This is a genomic window from Microbacterium immunditiarum, from assembly GCF_013409785.1.
Classification (GTDB): Bacteria; Actinomycetota; Actinomycetes; order Actinomycetales; family Microbacteriaceae; genus Microbacterium; species Microbacterium immunditiarum.
Genome location: NZ_JACCBV010000001.1, coordinates 1,181,885 through 1,207,850 on the forward strand (window position 1 = coordinate 1,181,885; position 25,966 = coordinate 1,207,850).

General features: G+C 71.3%; 19 protein-coding genes. 15 read left to right on the forward strand and 4 right to left on the reverse strand.

The window, feature by feature from the left end; all coding sequences use genetic code 11:
- Positions 1–9: 9 nt before the first annotated feature.
- From BJ991_RS05240 to BJ991_RS05290, 11 genes are all read left to right on the forward strand, one after another.
- Positions 10–834: an HAD-IIA family hydrolase gene (locus BJ991_RS05240; RefSeq protein ID WP_179488094.1), complete on the forward strand. Its 825-nt coding sequence runs from the start codon at positions 10–12 to the stop codon at positions 832–834.
- 12 nt (positions 835–846) lie between these two features.
- A complete protein-coding gene (locus BJ991_RS05245) occupies positions 847–1,542 on the forward strand; it encodes a beta/alpha barrel domain-containing protein (RefSeq protein WP_218852873.1) in 696 nt (231 codons plus the stop codon).
- A gap of 1 nt (position 1,543) precedes the next feature.
- A complete protein-coding gene (locus tag BJ991_RS05250; RefSeq protein ID WP_179488096.1) occupies positions 1,544–3,160 on the forward strand; it encodes an FAD-dependent oxidoreductase in 1,617 nt (538 codons plus the stop codon).
- Complete coding sequence (locus tag BJ991_RS05255) at positions 3,157–4,647, forward strand: xylulokinase (RefSeq protein WP_179488098.1); 1,491 nt, start codon at positions 3,157–3,159, stop codon at positions 4,645–4,647. Before BJ991_RS05250 ends, BJ991_RS05255 begins: the two co-directional genes overlap by 4 nt.
- Positions 4,644–6,011 (forward strand): iron-containing alcohol dehydrogenase, encoded by a 1,368-nt coding sequence (locus tag BJ991_RS05260; RefSeq protein ID WP_179488100.1) that lies wholly within the window; start codon positions 4,644–4,646, stop codon positions 6,009–6,011. Before BJ991_RS05255 ends, BJ991_RS05260 begins: the two co-directional genes overlap by 4 nt.
- 116 nt (positions 6,012–6,127) lie before the next feature.
- The gene (locus BJ991_RS05265) at positions 6,128–7,459 is read left to right on the forward strand and encodes an extracellular solute-binding protein (protein WP_179488102.1); all 1,332 of its coding nucleotides are present in this window, start codon (positions 6,128–6,130) and stop codon (positions 7,457–7,459) included.
- Positions 7,460–7,641: 182 nt separating this feature from the next.
- Positions 7,642–8,499, forward strand: a complete 858-nt coding sequence (locus BJ991_RS05270; RefSeq protein WP_179488104.1) for an ABC transporter permease subunit — start codon at positions 7,642–7,644, stop codon at positions 8,497–8,499.
- Positions 8,496–9,407: a carbohydrate ABC transporter permease gene (locus tag BJ991_RS05275; protein WP_179488106.1), complete on the forward strand. Its 912-nt coding sequence runs from the start codon at positions 8,496–8,498 to the stop codon at positions 9,405–9,407. Before BJ991_RS05270 ends, BJ991_RS05275 begins: the two co-directional genes overlap by 4 nt.
- Positions 9,404–10,423 (forward strand): NAD-dependent epimerase/dehydratase family protein, encoded by a 1,020-nt coding sequence (locus tag BJ991_RS05280; RefSeq protein ID WP_218852874.1) that lies wholly within the window; start codon positions 9,404–9,406, stop codon positions 10,421–10,423. Before BJ991_RS05275 ends, BJ991_RS05280 begins: the two co-directional genes overlap by 4 nt.
- Positions 10,423–11,499, forward strand: coding sequence for a dihydrodipicolinate synthase family protein (locus tag BJ991_RS05285; RefSeq protein WP_179488108.1), 1,077 nt, complete (start codon positions 10,423–10,425; stop codon positions 11,497–11,499). Before BJ991_RS05280 ends, BJ991_RS05285 begins: the two co-directional genes overlap by 1 nt.
- Entirely contained in the window at positions 11,499–12,413 is a 915-nt protein-coding gene (locus BJ991_RS05290; RefSeq protein ID WP_179488110.1) for a Gfo/Idh/MocA family protein, read from the forward strand. The genes BJ991_RS05285 and BJ991_RS05290 overlap by 1 nt, the downstream gene beginning before the upstream one ends.
- 35 nt (positions 12,414–12,448) lie before the next feature.
- Here the strand turns inward: BJ991_RS05290 and BJ991_RS05295 are convergent, their stop codons facing one another.
- Both BJ991_RS05295 and BJ991_RS05300 read right to left on the reverse strand, forming a co-directional pair.
- The gene (locus tag BJ991_RS05295; protein WP_179488112.1) at positions 12,449–13,174 is read right to left on the reverse strand and encodes an MgtC/SapB family protein; all 726 of its coding nucleotides are present in this window, start codon (positions 13,172–13,174) and stop codon (positions 12,449–12,451) included.
- Complete coding sequence (locus tag BJ991_RS05300) at positions 13,174–13,926, reverse strand: glycerophosphodiester phosphodiesterase (protein ID WP_179488114.1); 753 nt, start codon at positions 13,924–13,926, stop codon at positions 13,174–13,176. Before BJ991_RS05300 ends, BJ991_RS05295 begins: the two co-directional genes overlap by 1 nt.
- A gap of 83 nt (positions 13,927–14,009) precedes the next feature.
- On the opposite strand from BJ991_RS05300, the gene BJ991_RS05305 reads away from it, so the two are divergent.
- From BJ991_RS05305 to BJ991_RS05320, 4 genes are all read left to right on the forward strand, one after another.
- On the forward strand, positions 14,010–14,873 hold the full coding sequence (locus tag BJ991_RS05305) for an HAD hydrolase family protein (protein ID WP_179488116.1): 864 nt from the start codon (positions 14,010–14,012) through the stop codon (positions 14,871–14,873).
- A gap of 195 nt (positions 14,874–15,068) precedes the next feature.
- Positions 15,069–16,295 carry an InlB B-repeat-containing protein gene (locus tag BJ991_RS05310; protein WP_218852875.1) on the forward strand — a complete coding sequence of 409 codons (1,227 nt, stop codon included), beginning with the start codon at positions 15,069–15,071 and terminating at the stop codon, positions 16,293–16,295.
- Positions 16,296–16,370: 75 nt separating this feature from the next.
- The gene (locus tag BJ991_RS05315) at positions 16,371–16,796 is read left to right on the forward strand and encodes a fluoride efflux transporter FluC (RefSeq protein WP_343048658.1); all 426 of its coding nucleotides are present in this window, start codon (positions 16,371–16,373) and stop codon (positions 16,794–16,796) included.
- On the forward strand, positions 16,793–17,164 hold the full coding sequence (locus BJ991_RS05320; RefSeq protein WP_179488120.1) for a fluoride efflux transporter FluC: 372 nt from the start codon (positions 16,793–16,795) through the stop codon (positions 17,162–17,164). Before BJ991_RS05315 ends, BJ991_RS05320 begins: the two co-directional genes overlap by 4 nt.
- A gap of 12 nt (positions 17,165–17,176) precedes the next feature.
- Here the strand turns inward: BJ991_RS05320 and BJ991_RS05325 are convergent, their stop codons facing one another.
- Together BJ991_RS05325 and BJ991_RS05330 are read right to left on the reverse strand one after the other, a co-directional pair.
- On the reverse strand, positions 17,177–22,054 hold the full coding sequence (locus BJ991_RS05325; protein ID WP_179488122.1) for a hypothetical protein: 4,878 nt from the start codon (positions 22,052–22,054) through the stop codon (positions 17,177–17,179).
- A 4-nt stretch (positions 22,055–22,058) separates the two neighbouring features.
- The gene (locus BJ991_RS05330; protein WP_179488124.1) at positions 22,059–25,964 is read right to left on the reverse strand and encodes a hypothetical protein; all 3,906 of its coding nucleotides are present in this window, start codon (positions 25,962–25,964) and stop codon (positions 22,059–22,061) included.
- Positions 25,965–25,966 lie beyond the last annotated feature (2 nt).

The following is a 25,966-nucleotide window of genomic DNA, read 5'->3' on the forward strand; positions in this document are numbered from 1 at the left end:
CTGGGCGACATGACGAATGTCGTCCCTTCTGCCGGGCTTCTCCCGGTGCCCGCGTACCGCGGCTACGCATTCGACCTCGACGGAACCATCTACCTCGGCGACCGGCTCATCTCCGGTGCCGATGCGCTCGTCGACCGGCTGCGCCGGCGGGGTGCGCGCGTCGTCTTCGTCACGAACAAGCCGCTCGACACCGCCGCCGACTACGCAGCCAAGCTCAGCTCCCTCGGCATCGTGGCCGAGGAGCCCGACATCGTCACCGCCCTCGACTCGGTCGGTCGCTACCTCGACCGCGAGCACCCGGGTGCCGCCGTGCTGCCGCTGGCCGAACCGCTCGTCCACGACTGGCTCGAGCGCCGCGGCCACAAGGTGACCGACGACCCCCGCGCGGCGAACGTCGTGCTCGTGTCCTTCGACCGGACATTCGACTACGACAAGCTGCGCCGGGGCTTCGATGCCATCCGGCACGGCGCGGTGCTCGTCGGCACGAATCCCGATCCCTACTGCCCCACACCGGAGGGCGGGCTCCCGGACTGCGGGGCGCTCCTCGCCGCGCTCGAGACGGCGACCGGCGTCGCGGCGGCCGCGGTGCTCGGCAAGCCGAGTCGCGACATGGCCGAGTGCTTCCTCGACCGCCTGGGCGTTCATGCCGCCGAGGCCGTCATGGTCGGGGACCGCCTCCTCACAGACATCGCGATGGCGCGCGAGGCCGGGATGCGCTCCGCTCTCGTGCTCAGCGGCGCGACGACGAAGGAGGCGCTGCGCGACTCCGACATCGTCCCCGACCACGTCCTCCTGGACGTCACCGGATTGTCCGGCCCGACCGCGGCCGGCTGAGAAAGGAACACCGTGCTCGAGTTCGTCTTCATGCTCACCCACAACGACCGGACCGTCCCGGATGCACTCGACGTGCTCGACCGTGTCGCGACGACCGGACTGCGTCACATTGGATTCAAGGATGTCGGCGCGAGCCCCGAGCTGCAGAGGGAGCTCACCGACGCGGCGCACGCCGCCGGACTGACCGTGCATCTCGAGGTCGTATCCGTGAGCGCGGACGACGAGCTGCGCTCCATCGAGTCGGCGATGGCCGCTGGCGTCGATGCCGTCGTCGGCGGAACGAACGTCGAGGCCGCGCTGGGGCTGCTCCGCGGCAGCCAGGTGATGTACTCGCCCTTCCCCGGGACGATCGTGGGGCATCCGAGCGCGCTGACCGGGTCGGTCGAGGACATCGCCCATTCCGCCGCCGAGCTCTCTGCTCTCGACGGCGTGCACGGGGTCGACCTGCTCGCATACCGTCACCGGACGGCTCCCGTGACCGAGCTCCTGCGGGCGGTGGTCGCTGCGAGCACCGGTCCGGTGCTGGTCGCGGGTTCGATCACGACGGAGGCGCAGATCAACGCGATCGCGGAGGCGGGCGCGTGGGGGTTCACGATCGGCGGCGCCGTGTTCGAGGGCGGGATCGGCCCGGATCACGACGTCGTCGCGCAGGTCGAGGCCGCGCTCGCGATGGCCGAACGCGTGAGCGCGGCGTCCGCGGGACGCTGACGTGACCTCGAGCGCGATCGGACCGGCGCAGCGGGACCGAGACCTGGCAGCGCTGCGACGCGAGCGGTGGGACGTCGTGGTCGTAGGCGGCGGGGCCACCGGATGCGGCGTGGCGTTGGACGCGGCCGCGCGAGGTCTGCGCGTGGCGCTCATCGAGCGGCACGATCTCGCCGAGGGCACCTCGAGCCGCTCGAGCAAGCTGCTGCACGGCGGGCTGCGCTACCTCGAGCAGCTCGAGTTCGGCCTCGTGCGCGAGGCGCTCCGTGAGCGCAGGCTGCTCGTGCGAAGGCTCGCACCGCACCTCGTCCGCGTGACCGGCTTCCTGCTTCCCTTCACCAAATGGTGGGAGCGTCCATACCTCGGAGCCGGAGTCGCGCTCTACGACGTCATGTCGGGGCTGCGCCCTGGGGTGCCGAGGCACCGGCACCTGTCCCGCAGGAGCCTTCGGGCGGCAGCTCCCGACCTCGCGCCCGCGAGGCTTCGCGGCGGGCTGCGCTACTCGGATGTGCAAGTCGATGACGCGCGTCTGGTTGTGGAGCTTGCCCGTACAGCGGCGCGTGAGGGTGCCGCCGTGCTGACCCGGGTGGAGCTCGAGGACGCCGATCGGACTGCCGACGGCTACCGATTGCAGGTGCGCGACGACGAGACGGGGGAGCGGTTCGAGGTGAGCGCCGCCGCGGTCGTCAATGCCGCAGGCGTGGCCAGTCCCGAGGTGGATCTCAGGCTCGGCGCCCCCGAGCCGGTCTGCGTCCGCGCCTCGAAGGGCGTCCACCTCGTGCTCCCTCGCCAGACGATCTCCTCGGAGAACGCCTGGATCGTGCGGACGCGCCGGAGCGTCCTGTTCTTGCTGCCCTGGGATGACCACTGGATCGTCGGGACGACGGACACGCCCTTCGACGGCGAGCCGACGCACCCGCGCGCGACCGAAGGAGACATCCGGGAGTTGCTCGCGGAGCTGAACGCGTTGCTCCCCGTGCCGATCGATCCCACGGATCTCGTGAGCGTCTACGCCGGGCTGCGGCCCCTCGTCGCCGATCCCCGCAAGACCGATACGGCGGCCGTGTCGCGGCGCCACCTGCTTTGGCAGCCCCAGCCCGGGCACGTCACGATCGTCGGCGGCAAGCTCACGACCTACCGCACGATGGCGAGGGACGCCGTGGACGCGGTCGTTCGTGAGTTGCAGCGCAGCGTGCGCCGGTGCCCCACGACCCGGCTGCCACTCGTCGGTGCGACGTGGGGCGCGCCGACGGACGCCTGGGAGCGCCGGTACGGGGCGTGCGCGGACGAAGTCCGCTCGATCGTCCTCGACGAGCCGGGACTCGGCGCGGATCTGCCGGGTGCGACCGGGTGGAGCGGCGCCGAGGTCGTCCACGCCGTGCGATTCGAAGGGGCGAGGCGACTGGACGACGTGCTGGTCCGCCGCACGCGGATCACCATGACCGCCCCCGACGGCGGCCGGGCGGCGGCGGACGCCGTGGCGGACCTGATGGCCGTCGAGCTCGGCTGGTCGAATGAGCGTCGGACAGCCGAGATCGCGAGCTTCCTCAAGACGCTCGACGCAGAGGATGAGGCGCTCGTGCGCCTCGGGTCGCGCCGCGCACGGGTCGAGCGGCGATGAGCGTCGCGCTCGCGGTGGATGTCGGCACGCAGAGCGTCAAGGCGGCGGTGCTCGGTCACGACGGGCTCGCGCCGATCGCGACCGCGCCGCTGGCAGTGTCGGCTCCGGCCCGCGGCGCTGTCGAGCAGGACCCCCGGTGGTTCACGGACGCGCTCGCCGTCGCGGTGCCCGCCGCACTCGATCTCGCCGGCGTCGCCGGGCGGGATGTGGCGCGGATCTCCGTCTCGAGCCAGCTCGACGCCGTCGTACTCCACGACCGCGACGGGCGCACGTTCGGGCCGGCGCTGATCTGGATGGACCGGCGCGCCGTCCGCGAGGCGCAGGCCTTCGCGCGCGCCGCCGACCCCGATCGCGTCTTCGAGCGGACGGGCCTCAACGTCGACGCCTCGCACGCCGCGCCCAAAGTCATGTGGCTGCGAGCGCATCGTCCTGACGACATGCGCGCGGCGAGCTTCGTCGGCTCGCTCGCCTCCTTCCTCACCGCCTGGCTCACGGGCGAGGTCGTGCACGACCTTGCGCAGGCGTCCTCGACGCTGTTGATGGATGTCCGCACCGGCAGCTGGGACACGGGGCTTGCCGAGCTCGCCGGCCTGGAGCTCGAACGGCTCCCCGGCATCCGCCCCGCCGACACTGCCGCCGGGACTCTGCGTGCCCCCGTCGCCGAGGTTCTGGGTCTGACCACCCGCTGCGAGGTGCTCGCCGGAACGGGCGACGACCACGCCTCTCACCTCGGCGGCGGCGGCATGGCTCCGGGCGCCGTCGTCGATGTCGTCGGCACGGCGGAGCCGGTCGGCGCGCGCGTCGAGGGCGCGATCCTCGATCCCGATCGCCTTCTCGAGACACACCGGCACGCGATCCGTGATCAGTACCTCGTGCAGCACCCGGGCTTCGCATCCGGCGGTGCGATCAGGTGGCTCGCGGGCCTGCTCGGAGTGGGCCAGGCCCGCGTGCTGGAGCTCTGCGAGCAGTCGCCGCCCGGCGCGCGCGGCGTGCGGTTCGTCCCTTCTCTCAGCGGTGCGCTCGTGCCGCGCTGGAATCCTGAGGTCGACGCCGTGTTCGCCGGGCTCTCGTTCGCCACGGGCCCGGCCGACCTCGCCCGCGCCGTCGTCGAAGGGGTGTGCTTCGCGTTGCGGGACGTCGTCGACCGCATGCGGGAACTGGGCGTCGGGCACCACGTGCGCGTCGTCGGGGGAGGATCGCGCAGCCGCGGATGGCTCGCGATGAAGTCGGCCGTCCTCGACGCCCCCCTCGCGGTGGCGCGCGTGCCGGATGCGGCGGTGGTCGGCGCGGCCATGCTCGCCGGGATGGCGGGGGGCGAGTTCGGCTCGGTCGAGGAGGCGAGCGACCGGCTCGTCGGGGTCGTCGAGCACGCGGTCGAACCGGATCCGGCTCTCGTGGCCTGCTATCGGGACGCGCACGCCGACTACCGGCGGCTGTTCGAGTCCGCCGAGGCATACGGAACCCCGAGAAGAGGAGAGCGAGCATGATCGATCTGTCGGTGGAGGTCCGCGCGATCGACGCGCGGCGGCGGCTGGGCTTGGAGAGGTTGGAGATCGGCCCGGGTGCGCTGGAGCGCCTCGAGTCGATCGTCGCGGAGCTCGTGGCGGGGCGTCCTGTCGCGGTGGTGGCCGACGCGACGGTGATCGACGGCCCGGACGGACCGCTCAAGCCGGATGTGATGCGACGGCTCGCGCGCGTCGCCGAGCCCCGGCTCGTCGACCTCGGACACGATGTGCTCGCGGACGAAGACACGGTCGCGACCGCGACACGGCTCGTGCGGGACGCGGCGGCGGTGGTGAGCGTGGGCTCCGGGACGATCACGGACATCGCGAAGACCGCCGCGGGCGGTCGGCCGCTCGTGGTGGTGCAGACGGCGGCATCCGTCGACGGTTACACAGACGACCAGTCCGTGCTCCTGGTGGACGGCGTGAAGCGGACGACGCCGAGCCAGTGGCCGGCTGCCCTCATCGCCGACACCGACGTGCTCTGCCGGGCACCCCAGGAGCTGACCAGCTCAGGGTTCGGCGACACCGTGAGCATGTTCGTCGCGCCGGCGGACTGGTATCTCGCCGACACCTTGCGCATGGGGGATGGCTGGAACGAGCGTCACGCATTCGCCGCGCGTCGGTACGGAGCGTCGCTGCTGGCGGATGCCGAGCGGATCGGACGTTCCGAGCCCTCGGCGCTCGAGCGACTGACCGCTCTGCTCGCACTCCGCGGACTCGTGATGGGAGCGGCCGGGCAGACATCGCCGTCGTCCGGGATGGAGCACACCATCAGCCATCTGCTCGAGATGCGCGCGGACGCCTCCGGCGTCGCCGCGGCCCGGCACGGGCGCCAGGTCGGTGCCGCCACGGTCCTCGCGGCGGCCCTCTGGGAGATTCTCTTGGAGCGGCTGGACGCGGGGGAGGTGGGTGACGTCCGGCTTCCCGATGCGGACACCGTGCGCGAGCAGATCGATCGAGCCTTCGCGCCCTTGGATCGATCAGGGGGCATGGCCGCCGAATGCTGGCGCGACTACGGGGCCAAGCTCCAGCGCGCGCGAGACGAGGACCTCGCGCGACGCTGGGAGGGCTTTCGCGACGACTGGGCGCAGCACCGTCCGGTCGTGGCGGCGGTCGTCGCCGGGCCCGGCGAACTCGCCGCCGCACTGCGGGCAGCGGGTGCGGGGCCGGCATTCGGTGGGGACCCGCTCCTGCCGGATGAGTCCGCCGCCGCCTGGGCATTGCGCGCCTGTCACCTCATGCGCCGCCGCTTCACCGCGGCCGACCTCGCGGTATACACGGGGATGTGGACCGACGATCTGCTCGAGCGCGTGCTGGCGCGCGCGCGCCAGGTTGCGATGCGGTGACCCCCGGGCGAACTCGGCGGCCGGGTCTTGACCCGCCCCCGCGCGGTCGCTAACGTATTCGGCAGTTGGTAAGTCGTATGATGTTTTTCCGTTCACCCGATCTCGAGGGAGACAACATGCAGGCACGTTCCATGGGGGTGGCCGCACTCGCGGGCCTCGCCCTGCTCATCACTTCCTGCTCGGCAGGAGACAGTTCGTCCGAGGGCCCGGTCGAAGTGACCGCACTGCTCATCGGCTATCCCGACGAGGACGGGATCGACGCCACGACCGGTTTGCCGCGGCCCGGGATCGCCAATCTCGAGAAGGCGTTCAACGACGCTCACGACGACATCCGTCTCGACATCATCAACATCCCGTGGGGTGAGGGGTCGACCGGCTACGCCGCGAAGACCGAGGCGATGATCCAGGCCGCCGAGGCGTGCCTCTACGAGATGCCCGGCTACGCCGACTACGGGCGTCGCGGCTTCCTCGTCGATCTGAACACGATGATCGACGCCGACCCCGACTTCGAGAACGTCTGGGGCGAGCAGCTGAAGGCCGCCGAGACCGTGGACGGCGAGCTCTTCTACCTGCCGAGCAACACCGGCATCCGTGTCATCAACTGGGACGCCAAGCTCTTCGAGGAGTGGGGCGTCGAGCCCTTGTCGAAGAACCCGACCCCGGACGAGGTGCTCGAGAAGGCGGCAGAGCTTACCGGCGTCAACCCGGTCACAGGGGAGCAGAACTACGGCTACTGGTACCAGGGGAAATACGCCGTGTGGCAGTTCCTAGCGATCGCCCACGCGATGGGAGCCGACTGGGGCCGGGTCAATCCCGACGGGACGATGGAGATCGACTGGAACACCCCCGAGTACCTCGAGGCGCTCGAGTGGTTCGTCGACGCGGCCCAGTACGCACCTGACGGCGCGCTCTCATCCGACGCGATGCCCGAGGGGTTCCTCACCGACCAGAACGTCGTCGCAATCATCCCCGAGGGAGAGGCCGGTTACTTCCTGCAGTCGTTCGTCGCCGAGCCGGACCTCGCCGACCGGTACCGAACCTCCTTCAACTTCAAGGGCGACGACGGGCTCGGCGGTCTGAACAGCGTCACGCCGGTGGCGATGGCCGACGAGTGCGACCACAAGGAACAGGCCTGGGAGGCCCTCAAGTGGCTCGCGGGCAGCGATGAGTCGCAGGAGTACTACTACGACTCGCTCGGCCGCCTCCCCGCCACCGAGGACGGGGCCGCAGCGCTCCCGGAAGTGGCCGCGTTGACGGACGGCGACGTCATTCTCGAGCAGTCGCTCACCGCGGAGGCCACTTACCCGTGGGCCTCGCAGGACCCGCGCTGGGCGATGCAGACCGCCCTCGAGGGAGCGCTTGCAGGCACCCTCACTCCGGAGCAGGCCCTCGAGCAGGCGCAGGCCGAGACGGAGCTGTGGCTCGCAGACCAGGGGCTCGCCCCGTGAGGGCTGTGCGACCGGGCCGGGCGCACAGCCCAGCCCGGTCGCGGCATGCTGTGAGCTCGCCGCGGCCGGGCTGGTCGCGGCACTCGGAAAGCTCGCCGCGACCGGGCCGGGCTTCCCGACCCGCCCGGTCGCGGCGGTCACTGGCCCGCCGGATCTGGCGTGCGCGCACCTGGTATGCCTTCGTGCTGCCGCCGTTCGCGCTCCTCGTCCTCTTCGTGCTCTACCCGACGTTCGTCACGTTCCGGCAGAGCCTCTTCGCCGCCCGCGGTCGCCAGGAGGAGTTCGTCGGCCTCGAGCAATTCCGGTCGCTCGGGGTCAATCCGGTCTTCTGGCAGGCGCTGGGCAACACTGTGCTGCTCGCGGTCTGCTTCCTCGCCGTCATCCTGCCCCTGTCCGTCGTGCTCGCCTCCATGCTCAACCGCGTCCGGCGCGGCGGCACCCCGCTGAAGGTGATCTACTTCCTCCCGCAGCTCACGAGTGCGGTCGCGGTCGCGATCATCTTCAATTACGTCTTCCAGCCGGACTGGGGGCTCTTGAACGGCGCGCTGCGTGCGCTGGGCGTCGAAGACCCGCCCCTGTGGCTGAGCGACCCGAGGCACGGGCCCTTCGGGTCCCGCGGCGCGGTCACGATCCTCGCGGTCTGGACGGGTCTGGGCTACTTCATCCTGATCGTGCTCGCGGGGCTGCAGTCCATATCGCCCGAGATCTACGAGGCCGCGGCGATTGACGGCGCCGGGCCGCTGCGCATCTGGTGGTCGATCACGCTGCCCAACCTGCGGCCGACCTTCGTGTTCCTCCTCATCACCGGCACCCTCGACGCGATGGCGAGGTTCAGCGACCTGTGGACGCTCGGAGGGCCGGGCGGCGCGCCGGCCAGATCCCTCCAGACCATCGTCATGTACATGTACCAGACGGCGTTCGAGAGCGGGAACGTGAACCGCGCGGCCGCAGTGGGCGTGATCTTCTTCCTGCTCATGCTGGGCATCACGCTCATCAGCTACCGCGGCTTCCTTTCCAGAGAATTCAGGAGGAGCCGATGATCCCCGAGACACCGCTGCTCGGCACCGCTGTCGCGCGGCGCAGACCGCTGCGGCAGCGGCGCGGATGGCGCGGGTCGCAACGAGGGACGGAGCGGGCAACCCAGATCTTCCTGCTCGTCGTCCTCGGCGTGGGTGCCATCGGCACGCTCACGCCGTTCGCATGGATGGTCGCGACCTCGCTGTCCCGGTCCGCGAACGACGCGATGCCTCGAATCCCCTCGTTCTGGCCCTCCGATCCGTCGCTGTTCAACTACGAGGTCGCCGTCTCCGACATCCCGATCCTCGTCTACTACACGAACAGCGTCATCGTCGTTGTCGCGTCGACGCTGGGATACCTCTTCTTCAGCGCGCTGACCGGCTATGCCTTCGCGAAGGGCAGCTTCCCCGGCCGTGGGGCGCTGTTCCTGTGCTTTCTCGCGACGCTCCTCATTCCCTTCGAGACGCGGATGATCCCGCTGTACCTGCTCATGCGCGACATCCGGCTGCTCGACAGCCTGCCGGCACTCATCGTGCCGTTCCTGGTCGGCGGCTTCGGGACGTTCCTCATGCGGCAGAACATAAGCACGATCCCCGACGACTACATCGACGCCGCGCGGATCGACGGGGCCGGCGAGTTCCGGATCTTCTGGCGCATCATCCTGCCGCTGTGCAAGGCGCCGCTCGCGGCGCTCGCGATCGTCAACATCCTGTGGCGCTGGAACGACGTGCTGTGGCCGCTCATGGTGACCAGCGACCGGGCCAACTACACGGTGACCCTCGGGCTCGCGCTCGCCGGCCGCGCCTCCGGCATCCAGGTCGGCGTCGCCCTCGCAACAGCGACGCTCGCGATCCTGCCGGTCGTGTTCGCCTACATCGTGCTGCAGCGGCACATCATCCGAGGGATCACCATGGGAGGGCTGAAGGGATGACGGTGATGGCACCGCCGGATGCGATCGCGAGGCTCGCGCGGCCGACCGACGCGCTCGTGGAACAGGTCCGCGACTGGGGCGACGTCGTCGTGCTCGGCGCGGGCGGCAAGATGGGTGTGGGCATCGTGGGCATGCTCGCCGCCGCGTTCGAGGCGGCGGGGTCCCGCTCCCGCGTGCACGCCGTCTCACGCTGGCGCGACCGCGACGCGGTGGAGCGGCTGCACACGGTCGGCGCCGTCCCGGTCGTCGCGGACGTGTCGGATCCCGCCGCGCTCGCCGAGCTTCCCGCCGCCGAGCGCATAGTCTTCCTGGTGGGCGCGAAGTTCGGAACGTCGGTTGCTCCGTACGCCGCCTGGATGACGAACACCGTGCTCCCCGCGGAGGTCGCGCGGCGATACCGTGACAGCCGTATCGTCGCCCTCTCCACGGGCAATGTGTATCCGTACCTGCCCGCCGCGAGCGGTGGCGCCGACGAGACGGTCGCACCCGCGCCCCTCGGTGACTACGCGATGAGCTGCCTCGGGCGAGAACGGGTCTTTCAGCACGCCGCTCGCGAGCTCGGGACGCCAGTGGCGATCATCCGGCTCAACTACGCGTGTGAGCCGCGCTACGGCGTGATCGCCGACATCGCCCGGGCAGTGCGGGACGGCGAGCCGGTCGACCTCACGGTCGGGTCCGTGAACGTGGTCGACCAGCGCTACGCGAACGACATCGTGCTGCGTGCGCTCGACCTCGCGGCCGCGCCGGAGTCCGTGCTCAACGTCGCCGGGCCGGAGATCGCGAGCGTCGAGTGGATCGCGCGGCGCCTCGGGGAGCTGCTTGATCGCGAGCCCGTGCTGGCCGGTGAACCGAGCGGCGCGGCATTGCTCAGCAACGCGGCACGCTGCCATGGCCTCTTCGGATACCCCGAGCTGGGGCTCGACCGGCTGCTCGTCCAGCAGGCCGAGTGGCTGCGCGCCGGTGGCGAGATGTGGAGCAAGCCGACCAAGTTCCAGCGCACGGACGGGCGGTTCTGATGCCGGGATGGGAGGCGCTCGAGCCCGACGTCGCCGCGGTGCTCCGGCGCGGGGCGGTCATCCCCGCGCACCCGCTCGCGCTGTCCGCCGAGCGGCGCCTCGACGAGCGGCGACAGCGGGCGCTCAGTCGCTACTACGCGGCCGCGGGCGCAGGGGGCATCGCCGTGGGGGTGCACACCACGCAATTCGGCATCCGGGAGGCGGGACTGCTGAGGCCCGTGCTGCAGCTGGCCGCCGAGACCTTCCACGTCGCCGCCGTCGGCCGGCCGACCGTGCGCATCGCGGGCGCGGCGGGCCCCACCGACCAGGCGGTCGCCGAGGCGCAGCTCGCCCGAGAGCTCGGCTACCACGCCGTCCTGCTCTCACCCGGCGGCCTCGCCCACCTCGACGAGGACGCCCTCCTGGACAGGTCGGCGGCGGTGGGGGAGGTGCTCCCGGTGATCGGCTTCGCGCTGCAGGAGGCAGTGGGCGGACGCCCGCTCTCCGCCGACTACTGGCGCAGACTGGCAGACCAGCCGTCGACGATCGCGGTCAAGGCCGCGCCCTTCGACCGCTACCGAACGGTCGATCTCGTCCGGGGCGTCGCCGCCTCGGGCCGCGCGGATGATGTGCTGCTGTACACCGGCAACGACGACGCGATCGTGACCGACCTGCTCACCCCGTGGTGGGTCGCGGATGCCTCGGGCGACCTCGCGCCTCGTCGCTTCGCCGGAGGCCTGCTCGGTCATTGGGCAGTGTGGACGCGCGACGCGGTCGAGTTGTTCGAGAAGACGCGCGCGGCGCGGGACGCCGATGGCGACCCCGCGGCGCGACAGGCCGCCGAGCACCGGATCGCGGGGACGACCGACGCGAATGCTGCGGTCTTCGACGCGCGGAACGGCTTCGCCGGGGTCATCGCCGGGGTGCACGAGGTGCTGCGCCGCCAGGGCTTGCTGCAGGGGATCTGGTGTCTCGACCCGCACGAGACGCTCTCGCCCGGGCAGTCCGACGAGCTCGACCGGGTGTACGCACAGTACCCGTGGCTGCGGTCGGAGGACGAATTCATCGCGTCGCACCTCGACGAGTGGCTCGACTGATGAGGGTCGGTTTCGCGGGGCTCGCGGCGTCGCACCCTTTCGCCGACCTGCGCAGCGCGCGTGGCGCGGGAGTCGCCGAGCTGCTGCTCTGGTCGCCCGACGAACCGGCGCGAAGGGAGCGGTTCCTCGCCGACGGCGACGTGAATGAGGCGACGGATCTCGAGGAGCTCGTGGCGGCCCGCCCCGATGTCGTCATCGTCTCGGCGCGGCCGTCGGACGTCCCCAGCAGGGTCGAGGCGGTGCTCGACGCCGGCATCCCGTGCTTCGCGCACAAGACGGTCGCGGCGGATGCGACCGATGTGGCACGGCTGCGCCGCGTGGTCGCGGGGCGCGAGCACCGCTTCGCGTCCTCGTCGGTGCTGCGGTTCGCGCCGGCGGTCCGCCGGCTCGCGGCCGAGATCGCCGAAGACCGGGTTCTCGCGATCACGGTCGAGGTCGCCCACGGGATCGCCGACTTCCTGACCCCCGAGCGGAACTGGCAGGACGACCCGGCGCAGGGCGGCGGCACGGCGGTCTCGATGGGCGCGCACGCCTTCGACATCGCCTCGGCGCTCCTCGGCGCGTCGCTGCGGGGCGTCGGCGGCGCCGTGTCGCGGCGGCTCGCGGCCGCGAGCCGATCGGAGGACGTCGCCACCCTCGTCGGTCTCGGCCCCGCGGGTGAGCTCGTCACCGCGCAGGTGCTCGGTGCGCTCGACATCGAGCGATACCGTGTCCGCGTGCAATGCGCCGACCGCGAGATCGCCGTCGAGATCGACGGCTCGATCGACCCGCACGTCGAGCTCGGCTATCGCGACTGCTTCGATGCCGTCGTCGGCGCGGCGCGTAAGGGGCGATCGCCGATCTCGGGCGATACGGCGTGCGATGTCGTCGAGGCGACGGTGAGCGCCGCGACGGTGGCTCGGGCGGCGTCTTGACCGGATGCCGCGCCGAGCCGGTCGCTGACGGATGATCACTCGACGGCGGCGATGTCCCACCAGCGGATCGCCGATACCCGCGGCTCGAGGCTGATCCGCCGGAGCGCGTCCTCGAGGCTGGAACCGTTCGTGCCGCTCACCGCGAGCTCGGCGCGCACGAGCACTTCGTCGTGCTTCTTGGGTGCGCTCTCGAGTGAGTGGACGGTGAAGTCGGGGGAGCCGGTGGCATCGAGCACGAGCCACTTCACACGCTGCTCGTGCTTCTCGTGAGTGCGCACCTCGAGCAGGTACCGCGTCCCGTCGACCGCCTCATCCGGCTCGTGCGTGGCGGCGCGGCGACGGCTGATGGCCCGGCTGAGCGGCCGCATCGCCGTGTTCACGACCAGGATCGCAACCATGCCGCACGCCGCGAGCATGTACAGGCCGAAGCCGGCGAGGCTCCCGATCGCGGCTGAGCACCAGAGGGTGGCGGCGGTGGTCAAACCGCGGACGTTGAGCCCTTCGCGCAGGATGACCCCCGCGCCCAGGAATCCGATCCCCGACACGACCTGCGCTGCGATCCGCGTCGGGTCCGCTCCGGGCAGGCCGAACGCGCCGATCTCGCCGAGCATCACGAACAGCGCCGACCCTCCGGACACGAGGGCGTTCGTGCGGATGCCTGCGAGCCCAGACCGCCACTGACGCTCCAGCCCGATCCCCGCGCCGAGCGCGAGCGCTGCGAGCACGCGGGCGACGAAATCCAGCGTGTCAAGCGGAGACATCAGTCGCGGCGTCCGTCGGACGCGAGCTGTGCGAGGGCTGCGGCGTCGTCGCCCATGATCCCGGCGACGCCCCATGCCGCCATCCGCTCGATGTCGACCTGCTCGTTGGCGGGCCAGGCCCAGACCTCGATGCCTGCGGCCTGAGTCTGAGCGACGGTCTCGGCGTCGAGATCCGCGAAGTGGTGCTGGATGATCTGCGCGTCGATCGCGTGGGCCTGTGCGATCAGCGCCTCGGCCGAGGTGGGACCGCGCTCGGGAAGCCGGTCGGGTGCGAGCCGCGCGCCGGGAACGGCGACGCGGGCCTTGCCGAGGGCCGCGTGATCGAAGGACGCGAGGACGTCGCGGTCGAGCCGGCCCCTGTCGCGCAAGACGGTCGCGAGCTCGATCGCGAGGCCGGCGGTCTGATCGTGCTGCTCGCCCTTCACCTCGAGGCACAGGTCGGCGTCGTAGCGTTCGGCGAGGTCGAACAGCTCGTCGAGCGTCGGGATGCGCTGGCCGGCGAAGGCCGGGTCGAACCAGCCGCCGGCGTCAAGTGCCCGTGCGACCTCGAGCGGCAGCTCGTCGATGAGCCCGCTGCCGTCGGTGGTGCGGTCGACCGCGCGGTCGTGGAGAAGCACGAGCGCTCCGTCTGCGGTGCGTCGCACGTCGGCCTCGAGCATGGTGGCGCCGAGTTCGAGCGCGATCCGGAAGGCGGCGAGGGTCTGCTCCGGCGCCCCGACGCTGTGCCCGCGGTGGGCGATGATTATCGGCATCTGTGACCTCCCACTTTCAAATTCATATCACATAATATGATTTCGCCACCACGTCGACGTTCCAGTTCGCTAACATACATGATATGTATGACGAATCACAGGCAATGCTGGTGGTCAGCGACCTCGACGGCACCCTGCTCGACTCGCACAAGCGGCTCACCGTCCGCTCCGCTGGGATCCTCAACGAGTTCATCGCCGGCGGCGGTGCGTTCACCGTGGCGACGGCGCGGTTTCCGCCCGGCTGCGCGGACCGGATCGCGGGCCTCGACCTGCGGCTGCCGGCCGTCGTCATGAACGGCGCGGCGACTTACTCTTTCGCCGGGCGTCGCTTCGAGCGCGTCCACCCCATCCCGGAAGCGGCCGTCGCCCGCGTCGAGCGCGCGGTGGCTGCTCGCGGCGCCGGCGCATTCGTCTACGCGCTCGACGGTCGCACGCTTGTGGTCGGCTGCTCCCGCGACGACGACCTGGAGTGGACGCAGTACAACAGCGCGGCCAGCCGCGCCCAGTATGGGGAGCCTCGCAGGGTCGGACCGGACGGCTGGACCCGCGCGGGCGCAGTCGTCTACATCGCCGTCGTGGGCGACGATGCGCAGCTCGCCGAAGTGCTGGGCGACATCGACGGGATCTCGGGCGTGCGTCCCATCCCGTACCGCAACGTCTACACCGGGCGGGACTGTCTCGAGCTCGCCGCCGAGGGCACGGGCAAGGCCGAGGCCGTGCGCGAGCTCGCGAGCGACCTCGGCGCCGACGCGCTCGTGGTCTTCGGCGACAACCTCAACGATGTCGACATGATGCGGCTGGCCGACCTCAGCTTCGCGCCGGCCAACGCGGCGCCCGAGGCGCTCGCCGTCGCCGACGAGGTCATCCCTTCCAACGATGAGGACGGTGTCGCCGTGACCGTCCGCGACCGCCTCCTGCGTCCTGCCGGTCAACGCGTGGTGCGGTAGCGAGGCGGTATCGGTAAGTCATATGATGACAAATCAATAGTACGGCTGCGTTGATGTCAGCTGCGGAATGGGACCGTGGCCGCCGCGCCGGAGGGAGACCCGATGAGAGACTCGATGACGAGCGGACAGGCCGCGCGGAGCAGGACAAGACCCGGTCGTTCCCGGTCGCGCCTGGCCTTCGCGATCCTGCTTTCCGTGGCGGCGCTGTTGGTCCCGACCGCGGCGCACGCGGCGCTGGATCCTGGCTATCCGTCGTCCGGCCCCACCTCGGGGGGCACGCCCATGGGTGGGGTCATCGACGGGGCGGATCCCGGCATCATCGTGACCGGGGTTTCGGTCGCGGGCGTGCCGTCGGGTGCCCTTCAGACCCAAGGACCCGCGTGGGGATCCCTCACACCCGCTGCCCCTCCGGACGTGTGCGGTCCTGCGGACGTCGTGGTCAGCTACACCCTCGGCGGCAGCGCGCTGACCGAGACCATCGCGAACGGCTTCACCTACAACACTCCCTGCGTGCCCCGGAACGTGTCCGTCGCCGCCGGGGACGCCGCTGTGACCGTCACGTTCGATGCCCCCGTCGGTGACGGCGGCTCGCCCATCACCGGGTACACCATCACCGCGCACCCGAACGGCTCGCCCGGTGGCACCACAGTCACCGTCGCGGGGAGCCCCGCGACAATCACCGGCCTGCTCAACGGGACCGCGTACACCGTCGAGGTGGTCGCGTACAACGCCAACGGCCCGAGTCTGCCGTCCCCGCTCGCCGGCCCGGCCACGCCGACGGGACCGGTGACGCTGACCTTCGACGCGAACGGCGGCACTGGGACGATGAACCCCCAGACCTCGAGCACTCCCACGCCGCTCGCTCCGAACCTCTTCATCCGCGCCGGCTTCTTCTTCGACGGCTGGAACACTGCCGCCGACGGGAGCGGCACGAGCTATCCGAATCAGGCCCAGCACCCGTTCACCGCCAACGGGATTCTGTACGCGCAATGGGACGACCGCATCCGGACGGTCGGCCCGTGGACGGTGACGTTCGACGCGAACGGCGGCACCGGGACGATGAGCCCGCAGTCGGAGTACACGGCCGCCGTGCTGCACGCGAGTGCGTTCACCCGCGACGGTCACGCGTTCACCGGCTGGAACACGGCCGCTGACGGCTCCGGGACGACGTACGCCGACGGCCAGACACACCCGTTCACGGCCGACGAGACTCTGTACGCGCAATGGGCGAGCGACCCCGGAAACGATCCGTCGACAGACCCTCCGACGGATCCGCCGACGGGGACGCCTGATGGTGACGCCGGGCAGCTCGCCGCCACCGGCGCATCCGACGCCATGCCGCCGCTCATCACCGCCGTCGCCTTGGTGTCGGCTGGAATCGCGATCCTCATCCCGACGCTGCGCCGCCGAAGGGAGGCATGACAGGTCAGGGGACTTCATAGCGCTGCGCCTCACGATGCACGCCGCGCTGCCGGGCCGATACGGCAGAGTGGAGCCGTGCGCTTCGTCGGCCTGGCTCTGCTCGTCGCGGCCGGCGCGACGGTCGGCACTCTGCTCCGCGCGAGCATCGAGCTCGCGTTCCCGCACCCGCCGGGCGAATGGCCATGGGCGACGTTCGTCATCAACGTCGTCGGCAGCTTCGCGCTCGGCGCGCTCATCGAGGCCCTCGCGTTGTCGGGACCGGACACCGGGAGACGACGGATGCTCCGCCTCGGCGTCGGGACGGGAATGATCGGCGGGTTCACGACCTACAGCACGTTCGTCGTCGAGATCGACCAGCTCGCGAGCGCGGGACAGGTTGCGCTCGCGGTGGCCTACGCGCTCGTGAGCGTCGTGCTGGGCGTGGTCGCCGCGGCGATCGGCGCGGGGGCCGCGGCATCCGTCTTCGGCCGTAATGAAGCCGACGGGCAGGGTGCCGCATGATCCTCGTGCTGACGGCGCTCGCGGGTGGGCTGGGCGGGGCGCTGCGATTCCTCGTCGACACGGGCGTGCAGCGGGTCAACCGCACGTCTGTGCCGCTCGGCACAATCGTCGTCAACGCGACGGCGTGCTTCGTGCTCGGTCTCGTCACGGCGTACGCGTCGGCGCACTTCGGCGCCGGCGACGCGCGGTCGATCCTCGGGGTGGGGCTGCTGGGCGGCTACTCCACCTTCAGCACCGCGTCGGTCGAGGCTCTCGGCCTGCTCCGCAAGGGCCGCTGGCTCGCGGCGATCGTGCACGGCGGAGGCATGCTCGTCGTGAGCATCGGCGCCTCCGTGCTCGGTCTTCTCGCGGGTGCCCTCATCCCCTGAGAGCCACCCGGGTCAGAGGTAGATCTCGTCCGCGAACACGAGCCGCTGCTCCCACACCGGAGGCGGGGCGGCTGTGCCGACCGGCGCGCCGATCGCGGGATCGCCGGGGAATCTCTCCCACTCCTCGACGGTGACCCGCCAGCCGGATGCCTCGGGCCCGGGCCGCCGCAGCGGGATCTCCTCGTCGTCCGACCCCAGTGTCGTGCCCCACGCGATGAGGTGCTGCTCGGGCTGGTAGTTCGCGACGACGAGCCTGCGGGAGTCGACCGTGATCCAGCCGAGGTCGCCCGGCATCGCGGGGTCGGCCTTCTGCAGCCGGGCGACGACGAGCCGGCCCAGCTCTATCGAGGCGAGGTCGGCCGCGACCGGGTCGTGCGCGGGTCCGCGCCGCACGGGCACGGGACCGCTCACCACGACGCGCACCTCGTGCTCGTCGAGACGGCTCACCAGGGCGGTGCGCTCCGGCGGGACCTGCACGTAGTCGGTCGACACCGGGCTCGACAGCTCGAGGCCGGGGACGCTCTCGGGCTGGTACCGCGCGACCGCGAGTCGCAGGAACGGCCACGACACGACGCCCGGGTTGAGAGCGACGTCGACGTACCAGAGCCTGCGCTCGGGGTTGTACTGCGGGCGGTAGGCGAGCACCGACGCGGTATAGGTCTTCGTGCCGCCGGCCGCGGTGGGCAGCGGCAGACCGGCCTCGGCACCGACGGGCTCACCCGGGGTCCACACGTCGTCGACTCCCGTCGCACGCCAGAAGTCGACGAGCGTCAGGGGCAGCAGGTGCGGGTTGTCCCATGTCGCACCGATCCAGATGGGGTCCTGCGCGTACAGGGAGTACGGGCCGGCCGCGGGCGAGGTCCCGAGCAGCACGGCGAGCAGCTCGCCCTCACCCGATGAGAACCACGGGCGCTCGAGGTAGATGCGCACGCCCGCGCGGCGGGTGTGGCGTTCGGCGATCGGCTGCCCCGCCTGCACGGTGCCGGCGTCGTCGGCGGGCGGGGTCGCGGCATCCGGATCGTCGTGCGACCAGCGGAACAGCGGCACGACCGAGTGCACGACCGGCGGGTCGGGCCGGGCCGAGGACGGCACCGACAGCCGGACGACCTCGCTCACGACGCTCGACCCGTCGTCGAACTCGGCCGCGCCGCCGGCGGGCGTGAGCAGCGACGGCGGGAAGTACTCGCGGAAGCGCGTCGACGCGCGCAGGCGGTAGTCGACCAGGCGGTGCTTGGTGTCGCCGAACTCATGCCGCGTGCCGTGGATGCGGATGGCGGGATCGGCGGGCCAGTCGAGGTCGCCTTGCGGCAGGAACTCCTGCGCGAACAGCACGCCGAGGCGCTCGTGATCCGTGACGCGCGTCGTGCCCGCGATGCCGCGGCTCGCGCGCTCCTCCCACATGGGGAGGCCGAGGTCGTCGACCGGCTCGGTCCAGGACGCCTCGATCGTGAGCTGCTCCGTGCTCGGGCCGTGCACGTGGACGCCGCCGAAGAAGCTCGCGAACGTGGCCGACGCGGTCCGCACCGAGCGGACGCCGACCGGCCGCGGCGCCTGCACGGGGCGCGGCACGGCGTGCACGAGCAGCACGTTCTCCTTCGGCGTGAGCGACCACAGGTAGCCGTCCCGCGCGGCCTCGCGCACGATCTCGAGTCCCTGGATCACCGCGGGGAGGCTCCGCCACATTCCGAGCACGTTCAGCGCACCGGCCCGCAGGCAGCTCGACAGCCGGAACCGCTGGACCGTGCCGGCGGGCAGAGCGATGTCGATCACGCGGTCGTCGACCTCGGCGCGAGGGGTCGGTCCGTCGGTCAGCGTGAGGCGATACGGATGCACCACGGGCCAGCCGCGCGCATCGATCTCGTAGTCGGCCGTGAAGCCCTCGATGCCGAACGGGGAGGGGAGGGCCGGGTTCGTCGTGGCGTCGGGGAAGACGAGCGACACACCGCGTGCGAGCGGATCGGGCAGGTAGGGCACGACCATGTCGTCGACGTCGTGCACGACGTACTGCCCGGCGGGCGGCGATTCGCCCTGCGGCAGGGGCAGCGTGACGAGGTCGCCAGGGTCGACACCGGGGTCGTGCACGAGCGACACACCCGGCACGGGAATCCGCGCGCCGGGATTGTCGAGGTCGGCGACGTCGATGTCGGTGAGCGCGCCGTTCTCGCGCAGCGCGACGCCGAGCGCCGTCTTGAGCCCGGCCGCCGAGCCGTCGCCGACGAGCGCGTCGAACGCGCCGTGGTGCTCGGCCTGGAGCTGTCCGATCTTCGGCGGCACGAGGTGGCGCTGCCCCACGGCCTGGAACGCCGAGCCCGGGTCGTCCGCGAGGACAGCGCTGCGGTACGTCTCGGGGTCGGTCACGGCGACGTCGAGCGTGTCGGGGTCCTGTGTCACGCCGCTGCGGATGACCACGACGCGCTGGGACTCGCCCTCGCTGTAGCGGGCTCGCGGCACGAGCGTCGGCGGCGGAACGGGTTCCCACCGCAGGAACGGCCGGGGCGCGGTGATCGTCTTGAGCGCCTCGAGCACGAACCCGGGGGTGATGCCGCCGGGGGTGAGGATCGTCGTCGCGCGCCCGAGCTGCCCCGCGACCGCGGGCAGCAGCGTGTCCGTGTCGATCGCGGCCGTGACCCCGAACGCCGCACCCCTCGCCGACGTGAGGGCGGACCGCATCGCCCGCGTGACGGCCGAGGCCCGCGACGGCGTCGCGGTCGCCAAGGCGTCGCCCGTCAAGGCCGCTTCGACGTCGGTGCGGCCGAGAACCTTGGCGATCTCGGACCGCAGCGCCGCCTGCTCCCTGCGTCCGAGCGTGGGCGCGGGGCGCTCCGGCACGACGGGCTGGGGCGCATCGACGGCCGCCACGGCGGCGTCCCGCAGCGCATCCGCCACGGGGCCCAGCCGGCCGAGTCCCGCTGCGGTCTCCCACCGGGCGGACTCCTTCCTCACCTGCGTCTGGACTGCCTTTCGAAGCCGGTCTGTCAGCTCCGCCGGCACCTCCACGCGCCCGAGCCCCGCGCGCAGGCGCGAGACGGCGGCGGCGTCGAGGCGTCCCACGGCTCCCGGCCGGGCGACGCGGCGGCCCGGCTGGGCTCCACCCGCGGTCAGCGGGCCTCCGCCCGTGCCAGGGGCCGACGGACCCGATGACGTCGCGGGCGCGGGCGGCCGCACGTTCCCCGCGAGGTCGACGAGCCACGCCCGGAACGCGTAATCGCGCCCGTAGCGCAGCCGCGGCAGCGACTTCGGCACGATCGTGTGCGTGAACCCCACGGGGTTCGTCGCGTCGACGGGCACCGCCGTCGGCGGCGGCTCGACGATCTCCTCGAGCTTCTGCGACCCGTCCGGCTGCGTGACGAGCTCGTTGCGTACCCGCTTGCCGGGCTTGGGCACCGAGAGGCTCCAGCCCTCCCACCCGAACACGGCCTCGTGCACGTTGACCGGCGGCGGTTCGACGGGCTCACCGACCGGGATGGACTCCTCGGCGGGCGCGCTCTGCGCGAACCCGTGCCCGTCTCCGAGGTCGAGCGGCTTCGGCAGTTCGACGATCTCAGCCACGGTGTGCCGCTCGTGCACGGACCGCCACTCTCCGTCGGTCGCGTCGAAGACCTCGACGCGGATGCCGCGGGCCACGTCCTCGCTCGTGAGGAGCATGCCGCCGCCGCGCGGCGGCGTCGGCGTCCCGAACTGCTGCTCGAGCTGCTGCTGTCGTCCGAGTCGGTCGAAGAGCGCTTTCGCCTGCCCCTTCCGCGCGATCGTGAATCCCTGCGATCGGAGCCCCGGCGAGGCCGCGTCGACCGGCTCGCGGTTCGCCTGCCGCAGCATGAGCCGCGGCAGCACGCGCAGGTACTGCTCGGTCTTGATGGCCGTGCCGTCGGCATCCGTGTCGAGCACCGAGAAGCGGTCGGTGTCGCCGAGCGCCATCGCGCCCTTGATCCATTCGGGCGTCGCGGGCACCGTCACGAGCGCCCCGTCGGCGACGGCCTCGCAGCGCACGCGCGGCGCGGCCGAGACGACGGTGCCGCCTCCGACGTCGATCGACAGCTTCGCGCTGAGCCACTGCGACTTCTTGAGCCGGTTGACGTCCGTCACGACGAGGTCGATGACGAGGCCGAGCCGACGCAGCAGCACGGGGTGGTCGCCCACCGTCGCGACGCGCTCGTGGAACTCGGGCTCCTTCGGCTTGAGCGGATCGGGCGGGGGCGCATCCGGCACCGCCTTGTAGTCCGTCTTCGATTCCGGGCGGTCGTAGTACCGGCGCACTTCGTGCAGCGAGGTGAGCACGCCGTACATGCCGGTCGGCGCGCTGCTCGAGCGCGGCACGCGCGGACCCTTGCGATCGCTGCCCTCGCCGATCTCCTCGTCGAAGATCTGCGTCCACCGCTCGTCGTCGACCTCGCCGATGCCGGTGCGGCCGGTGAGGATCTTGAACTCGCGCAGCGTGCCGACCAGGAGCTGCCCCAGCGTGTGCGAGCCGGGCTCGGGAGGATCGACCGCGGACGAGACCGAGGTCAGCAGGCCCACGAGCTTGCCGGTGTCGTGCACGAGCTGCGCGTCGAACGACCGCCAACGGCGATCGGCGAGCGGTGGCACGGCGTTCGCGCGCACGGGCGTCGTGCCGGGGAACAGGGCATCCCAGGCATCCGGGTCGACGGGATCGAGCACGGGCCTGCATTCGATCGAGCCGGTGTCGTCGCGCAGCTCGACCGTGAGGGACTCGCGCACGGCCTTCGCCCAGTGAGGGAAGACGGCGAAGTCCGAGAGGGTCGTGCCGCCGGGGCCGGCCTCGCTCGCGGCATCGCCCTCGAGCTTCGGCGTCACGAAGACCGAGACGTGGAAGGCGTCGTTCCTGCGCGTCGAGTAGGGGAGTGCGAGCGAGATCAGGTGCTCCGTGACCATGACGTCACGCTCCTTCCAGCGCGAACGCGCGCCAGTACTCGTCCCACGCGGGAGCCGTGTTGTCGGGTTCGAGCAGCTGGTCTCTCAGTGACGGGTCGCCCTTCGACCCGGCGAACTGTCGTGTGCACTCGATCGTCACGCTGCCCGAGAAGAAGAGCACCGAGATCTCGATCGTCAGCCGCGCGGTGCCGATCATCTTGCCCGAGTCGAAGTGGTACGTGAGCTCGAGGTAGAGCTCGATCGACGCGGAGATGAGACCGAGGACGTCGACCTCGCCGCGCAGCCGGAAGTACCCGGTGAGCTGGCCCTTCTCGGCTTCGAGGCGCATGTAGACGCCGATGGTGGCCGAGATCGAGCCGGATGCCACGCCGAAATCGACCGCGAGCATGACGCCCGCCTCGAGCCCGAGCTCGAGCACGGTGAGGCCCTTGGGGTTGAGGCGGATGAGGAACCACCCGCCGCCGCCGATGCACATCACCGACAGGTTGAACGGCCGCTCGCGGGTGCAGAAGTTGAACCCGAAGCTCAGCGCCTCGCCGAGGAACGGCACCTGCACGTCCGCGCCGAGCGAGATGTTCGACAGGTTGAAGACGCCGACCGAGACGCTCGGGATCGGCAGCGTGAATCCCGCCTGGAGCCCCGAGGAGTCCACCTCGAGGAAGGGCGGATCGCTGAATCCGTCGAGCGGGATGAAGTCCTTGAGCACCTCGACGAAGCTCAGCACTCCCAGGAACGTGATCTCGCCGAGGTTGACGTCGACCTCGGCCTTGCCGTCGGTGCCCGCGATGAACGAGATGTTCTCGAACGGGATGCGCACGAGCGGCGCCGCGTTCTGGTCCTCCTTGCCGAACAGGTGCAGCGTCAGGCCGCGGATCTCCGCCATGGCGCGCACCGCCGCGTCGCCGGTGCCCGAAACGCGCCCCTCGACGGCGAGCGTGAAGCCGTCCGGCGGCAGCTCGATGAGTGTGAAGCTCGCGCTCGGCCAGTGCGTGAAGAGCTTCGGGTGGAAGTCGTAGCGGAACGACGCCTCCAGCCGCCCGGGCTCGAACGTCTCCAGCAGACGCGTGAGCTGACTGATCATGTCCGTCGCGCGGGCGGCCGTGCCGATCGCTGACACGAGACCGGCCAGCGTCGTTCGGACGACGGGCGGAATGAGCGGATGCGTCGTCGGCACCGCCGCGAGCGCATCCGCCACATCTTCGAAGGCGTCCGCGAGCTTCTGGATCCGCGTCCCTACAGGGTCGGGATTGCTCGGGCTGAACAGATCGCCGATCGCGGAGAACAGGGTCTCGATGGGCGTGAGCGCCGCCTGGGCGGCGTTCGCGGCATCCGCCGGTGCGGTCGCGACGACGTCCTGGAGCGTGCGGATCAGCTTCTCGATGTCGTCGACGAGCTTGGTGACCGCCTCGATCGCCTCGCCCGCGAGGCTCGGCATGTTGGCGAGGTCGGTGACGTTCTCGATGAGCTCCCACAGGTCGACGAGGCCGAACAGCTTCGGGAACGCGCCCTTGAAGAACTCCTGCGGGTCGAACTCGAGCTTCTCCATGTTGGAGGGGTCGCCCACCGCGCCGGTGAGAGTGGACAGGCCGCGGATCGGCAGGTCGGGCGTGACGAACCCGCCCGCGCGGTCGCTTCCGGCCGACGGCGTGCCGAACGACACCGACGGCAGGGACACGGTCTGGTCGAGGGCGCCCTGCATCGCGGTCTTCGCCTCGGGGAGCAGCACGTTCGCCCACAACTGCCCGACGTTCGCGTCGCCGGGACTCTCGCCGAGCCCGTTCGCGAGGTATGCCTGGTTGTACACGATGCGGATCGACCCGACGTTCGACAGTCGCCGCGCGGCCTCCATCACGACGTCCGCCGAGCTCAGGAACGGCGTCGACTCGCCGCGCGCCGCGCGTCCGCGGAAGCGCAGCACCTGGGTCTCCGTGATCGAGTCGCCGCTCGACGACCGCGGAGTGAATGCGAACTTCTGCCCGTTCGCCGCGACGACGCGCTTCGCGTCACCGTCGTACTCGGCATCGACCTCCGTCGGCTTGTCGAAGTGCTCCGCGACCCACAGCAGCGGGGTGCGCAGGCTCCCCGGACGATCGTCCTTGTCCCACACGTCGAGGTCGAACGCGAAGAACGATCCGTCGCCGAGCTGCGGCCAGAAGTACGTCATGCTGCTGTACGCGTCGTTCGCGACGGCATCCGGGTCTGCGAGCGGAGGCGTCGTCGTGGGCCGGATGTCGATCCTCTTGAAGGGCCAGTCCGCCAGGGCGTACCCGCGGCTCGGCTCGCTCACGACGAGGAACTTGATCTGGTACAGGCTGGCGACGGCGGGGTTCTGGGTCACACGGCGCTCGGTGATCTTCACGAGGGCGGCCGGATGCCCGAGCGGATAGAGGTATCCGGGGTAGACGACGCGCACCCACTGGTCGCGCCCGAGAGGGGCGATGTGGTCCCACGCGAGCACCGACGGCATACCCGGGTTCAGGTTCGAGTACTCCTTCGTGTACCACGCGCCGTGCAGGTCGAGGTATGCGCCCAGCGACGACAGCCACAGCTTGTCGACGCGCACGGGTCGCACCGAGCGCTCGTCCTTGATGCCGGGCCAGCGCTCGGCCGTCTGGCGCACGATGCGGTGGCGGTCGGCGCGGTTGAGCGAACCGCGGAAGGGCAGGTCGGCGTTGCCCTGCGGGGTCGACAGCGGGTGGGTGAGGTCGCTGTCTTCGTTCTTGCGCCACACGCTCTGCGTGAGTCCGTCGCGGTCGCGCGTCCAGATCGCCCGAACGATGCGCCGGTCGTTGTCGTTGCGCTCGGTCGTCGTTCCCGCCGGGGTCGTGAGGCCGAGGCGGCTGTGCCACAGCTCGACGTTGCGGGCGGTGTCGTCGGATGCCACTGGCGCATCCGCGTGGACCCATCGGCCCTCGCTCGACGGCGAGATCACGAGACGGTAGGGCGCCTCGATCGCGGTCTGCTCGCTCGTCGGCGGACTCGAGAACGTTCCGCGGTCGGGGATGACGATGATCGGCGGCCGGTCGAGGATGTCGCGCAGCGGCCCGGGGATCTCGGCGCGCGCGCCGAGCGAGTCGCCGGCCGCGATCGTGAGCCGCGTGGAGTCCACGCGCACGTCGCGGAGGTTCTGCGCGAAGCGGAGCGCACCGGCCGGTGAGGCCGCATCGGGCGGCGGCTGCATGCGGCGGTCGGCGGCGGTGGGGCGCTCGAGCAGGATGCGCGTCGCGGTGTACCGCGCGACGAGGTTCGGCCCGACCCAGACGAAGGTGATCCCGTCGGTCGAGTCGTCGATCGTGCCGCTCTTGCCGGGTGGAGCGGCGTTCGGATGCAGCACCGGCGTCAGCTCGGTCATCGCCCGCAGGATCCCCGCCCGGGTGAACTCGATGCGGTCCTTCGGGGCGACCGCGAAGACGAGCCGGCTCGCGCGCGCCGGCCGGTAGCCGACGGGCATCGACGGTGCGGCGTTGTCTGAGACGGTCGCCGCCGGGGCGCTCGGCGGAGTGTCGGTCGTCTCGGTCGGGTCGATCGGGTCGGGGTAGATGGGCTTGCCCTGCGAGCCGGTGTCGGTGACGTACTGCGCCTGCTCGTGCGCGTGCTGGTAGGGGAACGTCACGACCATGACGTGCGACCCCGACGCGCTGTTGCGCCGAACGAAGGGCGGGCTGCCGCTGTCGTCGGTCTCGAACCGCGCGCCGAAGAAGTCGACTTGCAGCGCGACGAGATCGCGCCCGCGCACGACATCGACGGAGATGTCGGGCTGGCGGGGTGCGCCGAGCCAGGGCGGCAGCGTCAGCCGTTCCTCATCGGGCAGGAAGCGCCATCCCGCGTGGAAGCGCACCGCCAGGTCTGTCCGGACGATGCGCGTCGCCCGATCGCGAGCGATGTCCCCGATGCGGTCCTTCTCGGCCATCT

Excerpts from the sequence above, each read along its gene's own strand:
- BJ991_RS05240 (WP_179488094.1), top strand. The coding sequence starts at position 10 with ATGACGAATGTCGTCCCTTCTGCCGGGCTTCTCCCGGTGCCCGCGTAC.
- BJ991_RS05255 (WP_179488098.1), top strand. The coding sequence starts at position 3,157 with ATGAGCGTCGCGCTCGCGGTGGATGTCGGCACGCAGAGCGTCAAGGCG.
- BJ991_RS05260 (WP_179488100.1), top strand. The coding sequence starts at position 4,644 with ATGATCGATCTGTCGGTGGAGGTCCGCGCGATCGACGCGCGGCGGCGG.
- BJ991_RS05265 (WP_179488102.1), top strand. The coding sequence starts at position 6,128 with ATGCAGGCACGTTCCATGGGGGTGGCCGCACTCGCGGGCCTCGCCCTG.
- BJ991_RS05275 (WP_179488106.1), top strand. The coding sequence starts at position 8,496 with ATGATCCCCGAGACACCGCTGCTCGGCACCGCTGTCGCGCGGCGCAGA.
- BJ991_RS05280 (WP_218852874.1), top strand. The coding sequence starts at position 9,404 with ATGACGGTGATGGCACCGCCGGATGCGATCGCGAGGCTCGCGCGGCCG.
- BJ991_RS05285 (WP_179488108.1), top strand. The coding sequence starts at position 10,423 with ATGCCGGGATGGGAGGCGCTCGAGCCCGACGTCGCCGCGGTGCTCCGG.
- BJ991_RS05290 (WP_179488110.1), top strand. The coding sequence starts at position 11,499 with ATGAGGGTCGGTTTCGCGGGGCTCGCGGCGTCGCACCCTTTCGCCGAC.
- BJ991_RS05295 (WP_179488112.1), bottom strand. The coding sequence starts at position 13,174 with ATGTCTCCGCTTGACACGCTGGATTTCGTCGCCCGCGTGCTCGCAGCG.
- BJ991_RS05300 (WP_179488114.1), bottom strand. The coding sequence starts at position 13,926 with ATGCCGATAATCATCGCCCACCGCGGGCACAGCGTCGGGGCGCCGGAG.
- BJ991_RS05305 (WP_179488116.1), top strand. The coding sequence starts at position 14,010 with ATGTATGACGAATCACAGGCAATGCTGGTGGTCAGCGACCTCGACGGC.
- BJ991_RS05320 (WP_179488120.1), top strand. The coding sequence starts at position 16,793 with ATGATCCTCGTGCTGACGGCGCTCGCGGGTGGGCTGGGCGGGGCGCTG.
- BJ991_RS05325 (WP_179488122.1), bottom strand. The coding sequence starts at position 22,054 with ATGGTCACGGAGCACCTGATCTCGCTCGCACTCCCCTACTCGACGCGC.
- BJ991_RS05330 (WP_179488124.1), bottom strand. The coding sequence starts at position 25,964 with ATGGCCGAGAAGGACCGCATCGGGGACATCGCTCGCGATCGGGCGACG.